The organism is Parapedobacter defluvii, from assembly GCF_014642075.1.
In the GTDB taxonomy this organism is placed as follows: Bacteria; Bacteroidota; Bacteroidia; order Sphingobacteriales; family Sphingobacteriaceae; genus Parapedobacter; species Parapedobacter defluvii.
In genome coordinates, this window is the sequence record NZ_BMIK01000020.1 from 1 (window position 1) to 12522 (window position 12522).

General features: G+C 47.4%; 9 protein-coding genes and 2 tRNA genes. 4 read left to right on the forward strand and 7 right to left on the reverse strand.

Annotated elements, in window-relative coordinates; all coding sequences use genetic code 11:
• Positions 1-243: 243 nt before the first annotated feature.
• The 4 genes from IEX60_RS20150 to IEX60_RS20165 form a co-directional block, all read right to left on the reverse strand.
• Positions 244-2064, reverse strand: coding sequence for a DUF2326 domain-containing protein (locus tag IEX60_RS20150; RefSeq protein ID WP_188753218.1), 1821 nt, complete (start codon positions 2062-2064; stop codon positions 244-246).
• A complete protein-coding gene (locus IEX60_RS20155) occupies positions 2051-2293 on the reverse strand; it encodes an ABC-three component system middle component 8 (RefSeq protein WP_188753219.1) in 243 nt (80 codons plus the stop codon). The genes IEX60_RS20150 and IEX60_RS20155 overlap by 14 nt, the downstream gene beginning before the upstream one ends.
• On the reverse strand, positions 2290-3237 hold the full coding sequence (locus tag IEX60_RS20160) for an ABC-three component system protein (protein WP_188753220.1): 948 nt from the start codon (positions 3235-3237) through the stop codon (positions 2290-2292). Before IEX60_RS20160 ends, IEX60_RS20155 begins: the two co-directional genes overlap by 4 nt.
• 244 nt (positions 3238-3481) lie before the next feature.
• A complete protein-coding gene (locus IEX60_RS20165; protein WP_188753221.1) occupies positions 3482-3700 on the reverse strand; it encodes a hypothetical protein in 219 nt (72 codons plus the stop codon).
• Between the two features lie 213 nt (positions 3701-3913).
• Between IEX60_RS20165 and IEX60_RS24880 the strand changes: the two genes are divergently transcribed.
• The 3 genes from IEX60_RS24880 to gldG all read left to right on the forward strand — a co-directional run bounded on the left by IEX60_RS24880 (position 3914) and on the right by gldG (position 8709).
• On the forward strand, positions 3914-4678 hold the full coding sequence (locus IEX60_RS24880; protein ID WP_229717669.1) for a gluzincin family metallopeptidase: 765 nt from the start codon (positions 3914-3916) through the stop codon (positions 4676-4678).
• Positions 4665-6239 carry a M1 family aminopeptidase gene (locus IEX60_RS20170; RefSeq protein ID WP_229717670.1) on the forward strand — a complete coding sequence of 525 codons (1575 nt, stop codon included), beginning with the start codon at positions 4665-4667 and terminating at the stop codon, positions 6237-6239. The genes IEX60_RS24880 and IEX60_RS20170 overlap by 14 nt, the downstream gene beginning before the upstream one ends.
• A 67-nt stretch (positions 6240-6306) precedes the next feature.
• Entirely contained in the window at positions 6307-8709 is a 2403-nt protein-coding gene (gene gldG, locus IEX60_RS20175) for a gliding motility-associated ABC transporter substrate-binding protein GldG (RefSeq protein ID WP_188753222.1), read from the forward strand.
• A gap of 526 nt (positions 8710-9235) precedes the next feature.
• Here the strand turns inward: gldG and IEX60_RS20180 are convergent.
• The 3 genes from IEX60_RS20180 to IEX60_RS20190 all read right to left on the reverse strand — a co-directional run bounded on the left by IEX60_RS20180 (position 9236) and on the right by IEX60_RS20190 (position 9977).
• Positions 9236-9321 (reverse strand) — tRNA-Leu (locus IEX60_RS20180).
• 59 nt (positions 9322-9380) lie between these two features.
• Positions 9381-9456, reverse strand: a tRNA-Gly gene (locus IEX60_RS20185).
• Between the two features lie 65 nt (positions 9457-9521).
• Positions 9522-9977, reverse strand: a complete 456-nt coding sequence (locus IEX60_RS20190; protein ID WP_188753223.1) for a regulatory protein RecX — start codon at positions 9975-9977, stop codon at positions 9522-9524.
• A 56-nt stretch (positions 9978-10033) separates the two neighbouring features.
• On the opposite strand from IEX60_RS20190, the gene IEX60_RS20195 reads away from it, so the two are divergent.
• A complete protein-coding gene (locus IEX60_RS20195; protein WP_188753224.1) occupies positions 10034-12496 on the forward strand; it encodes a bifunctional UDP-N-acetylmuramoyl-tripeptide:D-alanyl-D-alanine ligase/alanine racemase in 2463 nt (820 codons plus the stop codon).
• The last annotated feature ends 26 nt before the right edge of the window (positions 12497-12522 follow it).

The following is a 12522-nucleotide window of genomic DNA, read 5'->3' on the forward strand; positions in this document are numbered from 1 at the left end:
ACTTGTAATCCGCCTTATTGGCCATGCTCAGGTTTTTCTTGGGATATATTGTCTTCAGGTTCATCATCTTATACAATCTCCTGGGGATCGTAAAGATCATTAGTTTTAGTTATTGGATACCAATAGCACTATGCCGTCTTTATTTTTTTTCTCTCTATGACCTTAAGCCACTTCCACTTTGCTGTGCTGTGGGCTGTAATCTTCCCTATCAATTAGCTACGGTTAATGATTTAGTTTTTATGGCTAAAACTCAAAACCAAACAACGTACCCACATCGTCCTTATCTAGCCGAACGATAGTTTCCTCATCAGAAAAATAAACCGGCCGATCCTCATTATCCAGCGGTAGATCGGATTTAATTGCGGATAGGATATATTGAAAATCATATTGAGCGGACAGTTCGCGAACGAGCTGAATAAGCCGGGTTTTGATGCCGTTATCCTGCTGCGACAGGACATCATCGTGGTATACGAAGCGGAAATACGACTCCCCGTTATATGCGCAAAGGACAGCGAGGTCAAACGCTATGCACAACATTTTTTTATAGGTACGGCCATCATCCTTAGCGGTGTCCTGCTCAAGATCGGCTTTATCCTGCACCTTCGGCGGCGGAAAATCCACATTATTACTGTTGTTGACAGACCAGGACATTCGCGCGTCTTCATCCATAATCCGCTTGTAGTAGCTGGCAAACTTGGCTCGGATATCTGCATAGCGCGCATTTTTTTCGGTATGCTGAAACTCCTTCCGAAGCTGCAATACCGTGCTTTCTATATCTTTCAACAAGTTTTCCCGCTCCTGTTCCTTGGCCAGAATCAAGTCGATTGTAGATAGACGCTTTTCCAAGGTAAGCAGCCGTCCCTGTATCTTAACCAGGTCTTTTTGATATTGCTTGAACCGCTTGAAGGAATCGGTGTCGCGAAGGAACGATAAAAGATTTTCTTTGCGACCATTCAAATCCTGCAACTGCTTGTTTAGCGCGTCCAGCTCCTGCCGTTTGTTATCCAGTGTGGCTTTAAGCAGCTTGTTGCGCTCCGTGGTAAGCGCGGTGTTGAATTGCATCAGCGCATCGTAATCGGCTCTTAGCTGATCCGGAAAATAAACAGACGATTCTTCAAATACCTTGTTTACCTTATCCAAATTGAAAGCAAACTTGTTCTGGATGGACTGTTGCAACCGGCTGATCTCGTAATTGAGGCCGTAAGACAACGTGTTCAGGTCGCTGATCTGGGATTCGATTTCTTCGATGCCTTCATCGATCAACCGCTTGTCCTGCTCATAGAAATTGAAGCTATCAATACGCGCTTCGATTTCCTTGGATTCGGCTTCAATCTGCTGCATCTGGGCCACGATGTCGTCCCGATCTTCGACCTTAACGGAATATTCGTTCTTCAGATTTTCGATAAAGGCTTTGATATCATTGCGTTTATCGTCGTTTTTGTATTTGGCTTCCAGCAGCCTTCCGTCAAAACCCAGCAAGTCAAACATGAAGGGCTTCCAGTCCACATCATTACCCTGCTTGAACTTGGAGAGCTTATACACATCCTCGTAATCGCCCTGAGTACGAATGCTGTAGCTGATGGCTTTGCGGTAGTCGTACTTTTTATTACTGAAAAAATCCAGCGCAAGGTAATCGGCCAATTGCTGTTTGGCGGGTTGAAAGGAAATGTCTTCCTGCTGCCACTCGACCGGCGGTATGAACCCTTCGGTGCTTTGATCCAGCAACGCGAAAGATATTTTTGTCGGAGTAGCTACGCTTCGCCGGATGGTGAGGTATCGCCCGCTATTAAGCAGCAGCTCCAAGTAAAAGGTATGGTCTTTAAAAATTAACTCGCCATTTTTCTCTTTAAACAGAAAGTGTTGCCTGTTGACACCTTTGAGAAACAGGAAGTCAATCAACTCGGCCAGCTTGGTCTTACCCAAGCTGTGCGAGTTTTTCTTTTCTTTATTCTTAGTCGGTGCATCGTCCGCAATAACATCGGCATAGATGACACTCAGCCCACGGAGATTGAACCGTACGTTTTTAAAACCTGCGTCGCTACAATAGAGTTTACTTAGTTTCATTGTAACGAAATGAATCGGTGGACTGATCGTAGTTTAACTTACCCAACAGGAAAAGAAAGTTCAGTGCATAAGGGTAATTCTCGCGCGCCTGACTGCCCAAGGTATCGGTAACTTTATGCAGCAGGGTATCATAGCTGATGTGGTAATACGCGTTCAGCTCCTTTAGGATGAAAGCGCTGATATTAACAACGGAATAATCCAGGTTGGTATGTCTGTCCGGACGTATCATTTCTCACCGATTAAACATTCTACATACATGTAATGCAATAGCGTAATTACATGGCGTTTACCGCCGAGCAACGCCGTATTGCCATCACAGATCCGCTTATAGATATAGAGGAATATTTCCTCGAACGCTGCAAAGTTACTTCTTTTCATGGTAATGATGTTACTCAATTCGACAGCGATATCAAAATATTGCTCCTTTATGGTGTCGTTGATGGGGTTATCCAAAAACGCTTGTATCTTATTGAAATCCATAAGAGACCTACCAAGCAGTTCGTTTACATAATAGGCCTCCCCTAGCCCATTTTTGGTATTCTTTTCGTCGATTTTAATTTTATCGAAGTCATATTTGAGAGCTTCCGCCTGTCGTTTGACATCGTCAGAAATAGCTGGCCAATGTTGTTTTAATGCGACAATGATGTTTTTAATTTCCTCGTCGGAAAAATCAAAAGGAATACGCAGCATATCCAATTGGTATTGCCGAACGATATTTTTATTGGAATTGAGGTATTGGTTGTTAATGGTTTCCTTGCCGATTATAGCTACGTTGGGTATGCCGGTTTCTTTACGTATTTTTTCGCAAAGCGCCTCGCCTGCGATACCGGAGTATTTTCGATTCGTAAATAATAGGTAGCAATCGACGGCTCCATCTTGACGGAGCTTTTTTAGCTTGGGGATTTCTTCATTTTGAATCAATCGTTGAAACTCTCCGTCGGAGCAGGAAGCAACAGGATTTGAGGTATGTTTAGCCTGGATGATAAACTTTCCTTCCCACCGCTGATCGGTATCGGAAGGGAACCGCTCAGCCCTGCCCGTAAACACTCCATCCCGACCACCATCTTTTCCTTCAGAAAAAGAGATGACTCCCATGCCAAGCAGTTGCTGGCAAAAGGTATTAGTTAATTTTTCAAACGTGCCGCTATCGAGTTCTTCTAAAAAATAATTCATAGGTAATAGGATGACATTACTCTAGCTATTTCATTAACGATTATGTTGGTTACTTGATTAGTTTACGATGCTAATATAGGGAAACGTTTTAAAATACTGAAATTTTTAGTAATTTTTTCCAGCCAAATCAAGTATAATCTGATCATGTTTTATTGAACCCGGGATAACTCATAAAAAGACCACCTTAAACCATCTTGATAATCGTAACCTAAATTGACGCCGGATTTGCTAAACCAAATTTCTCTCACGCCATTCGAATGAATTTGTAGGTTTTGAATCTTCCTCCTTCATAAATAAATTGCGTCACAACCTGATCGGCAAAATCGAATTGATGATAGGAAATGACATCAAACCGTTGATTTTTCTCGCCTATCTTATTGCCTTCTCTATCGCATGATGTACTTCTGAATGTAAAATGGATCGCCGAGGCCTTTTTCCTGAAGTCACTTTCAAGATCTCTCATTATTTTGGAAAGATCCTGAATATTCTTAGCTTCCAAACTCGCATTACTAGTACTGACAGGACACGGTTTATGGGTTTGACTTTGATAAGTCGAGCATTAGATGGCTCGAAGCAATATCAACTTGACAGATATGAAAGCGGCTCAAAAACAAACTACGAAGCTTGCATCCAATCTCTTTTATCGTATTTTTAAAAACCATTAGATAGGAGTTAAATGAAAATACCGGATTGCCTTTATCTCGTAGCGGGCATATTTTTTATAACCGCTTGTCAGCAGGGCGCAAAGCGGCAGAACCTGCTGGATGTGGGTATTCCCGAAAAGATGGCCGAATACCGCCGTGGGCAGCTCTCGGACATCCACTATAGGCTTTCGTTTTCCATCCCGGAAGACCGCGGGCAGCCCATTCGTGCACACCTCTCGCTGGAAGTGGTGCTTCATGCGCTGGATCAGCCACTATACCTGGATTTCAATGAAGACAAATCCCATCTGCTGGCGTTGACAGTGAATGGTGTGGAAACGGCTATCGACCATGAGCAGGAGCATTTGATCATCGCTGCCGATGTGCTGCATGAAGGAGAGAATATCATTGCGATAGACTTCATCGCCGGAGAGCTGTCGCTCAACCGAAATGACGACTTTCTGTATACGCTACTGGTTCCGGACAGAGCCAGCACGTTATTCCCCTGTTTTGATCAGCCCGATCTGAAGGCTACCTATCAGCTGACCATCACGGCACCGAAAGATTGGGAGGTGCTCACGACTACGAGGGAGGAAAGCCATACCGAAGAAAAGGAGACTCATACCGAACATCGCTTTGGCAAGACCGATAAAATCAGCACTTACCTGTTTTCGTTTGTGGCCGGCAAATTTGCGGTGGCAGCACAGCGGCTAGACAGCATGGATATGCGTTTCCTCTACCGGGAAAACGACAGCGACAAAGTGCAGGTTTGGCGATCTGGTGACGATGGTGTGGTTTGACGACGTGTGGCTGAAGGAAGTTTTTGCCAACTTCATGGCCGATAAAATTGTGAACCCTGCATTCCCACAGGTCAATCATGACCTGTCTTTCGTGATGGGGCATTACCCCGCAGCTTATGGTGAAGACCGGACCAAAGGTACCAACCCGATCCGGCAACGGCTGGCTAACCTGAAGGAAGCAGGCTCTATGTACGGGAACATCATCTACGATAAGGCGCCCATCATGATGAGGCAGTTGGAAAAAGCCATCGGGCAGAACCGGTTCCGCGAGGGTGTCCAAGCCTACCTCAAGCGGTATGCCTATGGGAATGCCGAATGGGACGACCTGATTGCGATATGGGACGAAAAGACCGATATCGACCTGAAACAGTGGAGTGACGTATGGGTAAACCAGGCGGGCAGGCCGGTTTTCGACGCAGATGTTCGCTATGACAACGACAGCACCATCCGGTCCTTCACGCTTGCCCAGCATGCCGAGGATGGCAGGGCCCTCATATGGCCGCAGCGGTTTTCGGTGGCGCTGGTGTATCCCGATACTATCGTCGAAATCCCCGTGAACATCACGGGCAGGGAGCTATCGCTCTCAACCGCCGTAGGTGCCAAGCGACCAATGTCCATTATCTATAATTATGATGGGCTTGGCTGCGGGGTCTTCCCTGTTACCGACCATACGGTGAAGGATTTGATGTCTCTTAAAGACGACGTTGCCAGGGGGTATGGCTACGTGAATTGTTATGAACAATTGGTAAACGGAAACTATCCCGTGGAGCCGTTCATTGAAGAAATGCGCGGGGCATTGGCCGTTGAATCCAATGAGTTGATATTGGAGTATTTGGTGGGAAGTTTGGACGCCGTATTTTGGCATTTCCTGCCTGAAGAGGCCCGCAATCATTTTCAACAACAGTTGGAGCCCTATTTGTTCCGGATGCTCCAGTCCAAGGGCAGGTCGGCCAACCTTAAAAAATCACTCTTCCAACTCTACCGCTCCCTCGCCTATTCAGGCGAAGGTCGGGAGCGGTTGTACCAACTGTGGAATAAGACGCTCTCCTTTCCCGACCTGAAATTGAATAACGATGATTTCTCCGGAATAGCCATGGACCTGGCTGTGTACAGCCATCCCCTATCGGGCGAGATTCTGAAAAAAGCAAAAGCGTCACTCACTAATCCGGACAAACGCCAGCGGTTCGATTTCCTGCTGCCTGCCTTATCGGCCGATTCACAGGTGCGGGATACTTTTTTCTTGTCCATGAGGGATGAAAAAAACAGGGAAAAGGAAGATTGGGTACTTTCGGCCATGAACTACATCCACCATCCCTTGCGCCAAGCCGATGCTGTTGCGCACATCGGCGTATCATTGGAGTTGCTCCAGGAAATCCAGCAGACAGGCGATATTTTCTTCCCCAAGCGGTGGCTGTCTGCCACCATCGGGCGGTATCGCTCCAAAGAGGCTTATGAGATACTTCAGGATTTCCTCACAGATCATCCGGACTACAACCTGATACTGATGCGTAAGGTATTGCAAGCAACTGACAACCTCGACAGGGCGCAGCGGCTTCATTGAAACCGCCCCACAGTTATTGTTTCCTAAACGTTTTTTCCTATTTTCGGGGCATTAAATCACCAAGGAATTGCTGAGTATCTACAAAAAAGAAATCGCGGCTTATTTCAATTCGCTCACAGGGTATTTAGTGATCGGCCTGTTTTTGCTGATTACCGGCCTTCTTTTGTGGGTATTTCCAGACACCAGCATCCTCGATTATGGCTATGCCACGTTGGAAAGCTTTTTCCAGCTCAGCCCTTACTTGTTTATGTTTCTCATTCCGGCCGTTACCATGCGGAGCATCGCAGGGGAAAAGGCCGACGGCACCTGGGAACTGCTACTTACGCGGCCCTTGCGAATGTGGCATCTGTTATGCGGCAAATACCTCGGAAGTCTTACCGTCGTATTCCTGGCACTGTTGCCAACGTTTATCTACGGCTGTGCGGTTTACCGGTTGGCACTTCCGGAAGGTAATGTAGATGTCGGGGCATGGATCGGTTCTTACCTCGGTTTACTCTTCTTAGGGGCTGTTTTTACGGCCATTGGTTTGTTCACTTCGGCCCTTAGCCGCAATGTGATTGTCGCATTCTTAACCGCCCTTCTCCTGTCGTTCCTGTTGTTTTACGCATTTGATGCACTTGGTACCTTGCCCATTTTAGCGGACCATGCCTACCAGGTATCTCGTTTGGGCGCGCAGTCCCACTACGATGCCATCAGCCGGGGTGTGTTGGATAGCCGCGACGCCCTGTATTTTGCCTGTATGGTCGCTGTTTTCTTAGGATGTACACATAGGGTACTAAATAGACAACGGAGCACGTGGAAAAAAAATGGAATCATTGATTTGGGTTTTATTGCAGGGCTCTTTTTGGTCCATACACTGGGTTCCCTGTATTTCACCCGTATCGATTTTACTGCAGAAAAACGGTTTACGCTGTCGCCTTTAGCCAAACAGACCGTAAGCAACCTTCAACAGGATGCCCATATTACGATACTGCTCGATGGCCGTCTCCCTTCGGGTTTTGAGCGATTGAAAAGAGCAACCGTCGACCTATTGAGCGACTTAGCCTCCTATTCAGCAGGCAAGGTAACATTCAGGGTCGTAAACCCACTGGATGGAAACACACAACAACAGCAGGCTAATACGGAAGCACTTGCCGATCGGGGCATCACCCCCACCAACCTGAATGTACGTACGGAAACCGGATTCTCCCAGCAATTGATCTTTCCGGCAGCATTGATTACGTACGGTGATCATGAAATTCCCGTACATCTGCTGCTAAGCCGCGCTGGGGCGTCTCACGAGACCGTACTCAACAATTCCATTCAAAACCTCGAATACGCATTTGTATCTGCATTGCGCAAGGTAATATCCGGTGGCAGGCCCCTCATCGGTTTTACAGAAGGCCATGGTGAATTGGACAACCGATCGCTCTACGACGCGATTCAGACCCTGACAGCCGGATTCCAAGTTGGATTTGTAAACCTCGACAGCATTACATCGGAAGGGTTGAACCAGCTGGCGGCACTGGTTGTCGCCAAACCAACCCGGCCGTTTACAGAAGCAGAGAAATTCAAAATTGATCAATTTGTGATGGGCGGCGGAAGCATGCTTTGGGCAATTGACCAAACGGATGCCGAACTGGACAGCATGCGCACCACGGGCAACCAAACCGTTATTGCCAGGCAGTTGAACCTCGACGACCTACTGTTTACCTATGGAATACGATTCAACTATGACATCGTGGCTGACATGAATTGCGCACAAATTCCGCTGACAATGGGCAATGTAGGCACCCAATCGCAGATTGAGCTTGCCCCCTGGCTGTTCTATCCCGTCTTTATGCCCACCTCCTCGCATCCCGTGGTTAAAAACCTGGATGGCATCCGCAGTGAATTTACAGGCACGCTGGACACGATCGCGGTACCCGGTATCCGTAAGTCGATCATCCTTCAATCCTCACCGTTTTCCCGGTTATTGAATCTCCCGGCAACAGTTTCGCTTCAACTCGTGGAGGAAACACCCGATCCTACACAATTTAAAAACAAGCCTTACCCGGTAGCGGCACTATTGGAAGGATCCTTTCCTTCGGTGTTCACGAACCGGCCGGTACCTCAAGGGATCAATCGCACGGTCCAAATACCCGAACGGGGAAAACCAGCAAAAATGGTTGCCATTGCCGACGGGGATGTGATCAAGGGACAGGTTAACCCCACCGACGGATCGCCGTACCCGCTAGGCTGGGACCGTTATACGGAACAACAATACGGCAACAAGTCCTTCCTGCTTAATGCGATTGACTACCTGATCGACGATGCCGATATCATTGCATTGCGGGGAAAGGAAATCAAACTGCGCTTGTTGGACCCGGTAAAAATCAAGGAAGAGCGGATCTATTGGCAGCTACTGAATGTTGCCTTGCCGCCCATACTGCTGCTATTGTTCGGATTCGTCAGGCAATACCTCCGGAAACGGCGGTACAGTTCGTTTTAGTGCTGTGGCCATAACATCCGTTTTAAAGTTTTTATTTTTAGTTTTCTTCGGGAGCTTAAAAACCTTTGGCAGAAAATGCAACACCATACTCCATCCCTGCTGCAATGCGGCTCTGTATAATCTCGTTAAAGTGATTTCCACTTTCGAATCGTTCAAAACTTCGAATAACTCAGGAGTTACTTTTGCCATATTGTTCAGGAATTATCCTCCATAAAACTCGTATTTGTGCCTGTTTTACCCACATACCATGTTGTATGCGGGTAAACAGGACTTATATGGTAATAAGTTTCGGTACTTACTGTGGACGAAAGTATAAATTATTTATAATGATTATAAATAATAATATGATTTAGCGTGATTATGACAATAAAGTTATAAAATATCCTTTGGACAAAATAGGGTGGATACGGTAGACTGTCCGCCGCTTTCTATTCATCATACACCTGCAGACACCAAAAACACCAGGATGGTAAATTAAAAAGAGGTAATCCAACGTCAGGTTGGATTACCTCTTTTTAACATTTAGTACCTGGAGCGGGAATCGAACCCGCACTCGCTTTAGGGCGAACAGGATTTTAAGTCCTGCGTGTCTACCAGTTCCACCATCCAGGCAACGAAGTAGGTACTAACAATAAATCCCTTCTCTTTTTTTGCAAGAAGAAGGGATCTCTTGGAGCGAAAGACGAGGTTCGAACTCGCGACCTCAACCTTGGCAAGGTTGCGCTCTACCAACTGAGCTACTTTCGCTTGCTGTTTGTGGATGCAAATATAGTGCAGTTTTCGGCATCTGTCAATAATTTTTTTTAAAAAAATCACAATTCGTTGTCATTCAAGAGTTCAAGGATCAGATCGCTTTCATACCCCTTACTTAACGCATATTGAAACAGCTTATTTTTCCGCTTATAAGGTTGCTTTTCTTTTTCCAACCGTGCCTTTGCCTGCAGAATGGAAAGTAACTTTTCCCGGTATTCCCGTTCATTCAAACTAGACAATGCTACCTGTATGAGTGGTACAGACACCGATTTCTGCATCAGGCCCTGCTTAATTTTGTACCTTCCCCATCCCTTCATGCGGAACCTGCCCGATGCATAAGCCAATGCAAACCGCTCTTCGTTGAGGAAATTATCGGCAATCAGATCGGCTATGACCGCCTCCACATCCGCCTGGTGAAGCCCCCAGCCATACAGCTTGTCGCGCACTTCCTGCTGCGACCGTTCCTGATAGGCACAGTAGGCCTCTGCCTTCATTTTTGCCGCCACACGCTCCATGCAGCCAAAATGGTAAAAAATTAGATCAGTACCTAAAAAATGTTGAAATTCGTGCCATGGATACAGACGAACGGCTTTACACCATCCGGCAGATTTCGGCCATGATACCAACGGTCAGCATTTCCATTGCAGACGATACGGCCACCGTAGCCACATTGCTTTATGACAGCAGAAAACTATCGGATACCGTGCATGGGCTGTTTTTTGCGCTGGAAGGGCGGCGTGACGGCCACGCATATATCCGCGATGCATATGCCCAGGGTGTACGGAACTTTGTGGTGACCCATGGTAAAGTTGAATCATCCGCTTTTCCGGGCGCCAATTTCCTGGTTGTACCGGATACATTGGAAGCACTTCAAACGCTGGCTTCACGTCACCGAGACCGTTTTACACACCCCGTGATCGGCATTACGGGAAGCAACGGAAAAACGGTCGTCAAGGAATGGCTGGTCCAATTGCTGTCGCCCGAATACCGCATTGCGCGCAGCCCCAAAAGCTACAACTCACAGATCGGGGTCGCCTTGTCACTGTGGCAGCTGGGTCCCGCCGCCGACCTGGCGATTATTGAAGCCGGCATCAGCCGCCCGGGAGAAATGGCGGTCCTGCAACGCATGATCCGGCCGGATATTGCCGTATTAACGAATATAGGGCCTGCCCACGAGGAAGGGTTTTCATCACTCGATGAGAAAATAGCCGAAAAACTCAGGCTTTTCGAAGGCGCTGAAACAGCGGTTTTTTCGCCCGGATACCTCCGTGGTGTGCCGGTACCCCCAACCGGGAAGCAGATAACCTGGGGAACGGAGGGGGAAACGCTACAGGTAATAAACCATCAATTGCTGGCCGGAAACCGCTGCCGGATATACGCCCGGTACCGGGGTGAAGAAATAACGGTTGTCATCCCGTTCGCCGACGCGGCAGCCCGTGAAAATGCGGTCTGCTGCTGGGCCGTGATGCTTGCCATGGGATACGAACAGGCAACCATCAGCGAACGGATCGCTTTGCTTCAACCCATCGAAATGCGACTGGAAATGAAAAAAGGGATCAACCAATGCACCGTGGTAGATGACAGTTACAGCAACGACCTGTCATCGCTTGCCATTGCCCTGGATTTTTTGCAGCAACAGCGGCAGCACACGAAACTAACGCTGGTACTATCAGATATACCAGGTGCTTCCGATGACGAAGATAAAGTTTATGAAAATGTATCCAATTTACTGAAAGAAAGTCAAGTAAATAGATTAATAACAATTGGGCCCGGACTGCAGAAGCACACCTCCCAATTCACCTTTTTGACACACGAAGCGTTTCCAGACACCGCGTCTTTTCTGGCTGCATTTCCGTCGCTGACATTCCAGGATGAAGCCATCTTGTTAAAAGGTGCAAGAAAATATGCCTTTGAACGCATCAGCCGATTGCTGACGGCCAAATCACACGATACCGTACTCGAGATCAATCTAAACGCGGTTGAGCATAACCTCAATCAATATAAATCTCTTCTACCTCCTTCGGTAAAGCTGATGGTCATGGTAAAAGCCTTTTCCTATGGAAGCGGCAGTTTCGAGGTAGCCAATCTGCTTCAATTCAATAAAGTAGATTACCTGGCGGTGGCTTATGTAGACGAAGGTGTGGAATTACGGAAAGCAGGTATCCAATTACCCATTATGGTGATGAGTCCGAGACCGGCATCCTTTGACGCGTTGTTAGCACACCGGTTAGAACCGGAGATCTACAGCTTTGCCATATTAACCGATTTTATCGGAGCGTTGACCGAAAAGGGTCAGTCTGCATATCCCATTCACCTCAAACTGGATACCGGAATGCACCGGTTAGGATTTTCGATATCCGATATTGATTTGTTAATAAACTACTTAAAAAATACAGCTGCAGTAAAAGTTCGTTCCATATTTTCCCATTTAGCGGCTGCCGGAGCACCCGAGCACGATGCTTTTACTGAAAATCAATTGCATGAATTCAGTAAATTTGCGACACGGCTAACAACCGCTTTGGGGTATCCCGTTATCCGGCACATTGCCAATACCGCTGGTATCCAGCGCTGGCCGCAGGCACACTTTGATATGGTACGCCTCGGTATCGGTCTGTATGGAATTGGTAACGAGGGCGGGCAGTCGCTGTCGCTTCAACCCGCCAGTTCACTGAAAACGACGGTCATCCAAACCAGGCAGGTACCCGCGGGAGAAAGTGTGGGGTATGGCAGGAACGGCATGTTAACAAAAGACAGCACCATCGCTACCGTAAGCATTGGCTATGCGGATGGATACGACCGGCGCTTCGGCAATGGCGTGGGTCAGATGAGGATCGGAAATACCACCGTACCTACCGTGGGAGACATCTGCATGGACATGACCATGCTGGATATCAGCGGCCTGGAAGTAAGGGAAGGCGATGAAGTGATCGTCTTCGGCGACGTGGAAAAACTGGCGGGCACTATCGGTACCATTCCTTATGAACTGCTGACGGGAATATCGCAACGCGTCAAGCGGGTGTATTATTATGGGTAGGTACGAAGTACGGGGTTAGAAGTACG

Excerpts from the sequence above, each read along its gene's own strand:
- IEX60_RS20150 (WP_188753218.1), bottom strand. The coding sequence starts at position 2,064 with ATGAAACTAAGTAAACTCTATTGTAGCGACGCAGGTTTTAAAAACGTA.
- IEX60_RS20155 (WP_188753219.1), bottom strand. The coding sequence starts at position 2,293 with ATGATACGTCCGGACAGACATACCAACCTGGATTATTCCGTTGTTAAT.
- IEX60_RS20160 (WP_188753220.1), bottom strand. The coding sequence starts at position 3,237 with ATGAATTATTTTTTAGAAGAACTCGATAGCGGCACGTTTGAAAAATTA.
- IEX60_RS20165 (WP_188753221.1), bottom strand. The coding sequence starts at position 3,700 with ATGAGAGATCTTGAAAGTGACTTCAGGAAAAAGGCCTCGGCGATCCAT.
- IEX60_RS24880 (WP_229717669.1), top strand. The coding sequence starts at position 3,914 with ATGAAAATACCGGATTGCCTTTATCTCGTAGCGGGCATATTTTTTATA.
- IEX60_RS20170 (WP_229717670.1), top strand. The coding sequence starts at position 4,665 with ATGGTGTGGTTTGACGACGTGTGGCTGAAGGAAGTTTTTGCCAACTTC.
- IEX60_RS20190 (WP_188753223.1), bottom strand. The coding sequence starts at position 9,977 with ATGGAGCGTGTGGCGGCAAAAATGAAGGCAGAGGCCTACTGTGCCTAT.
- IEX60_RS20195 (WP_188753224.1), top strand. The coding sequence starts at position 10,034 with ATGGATACAGACGAACGGCTTTACACCATCCGGCAGATTTCGGCCATG.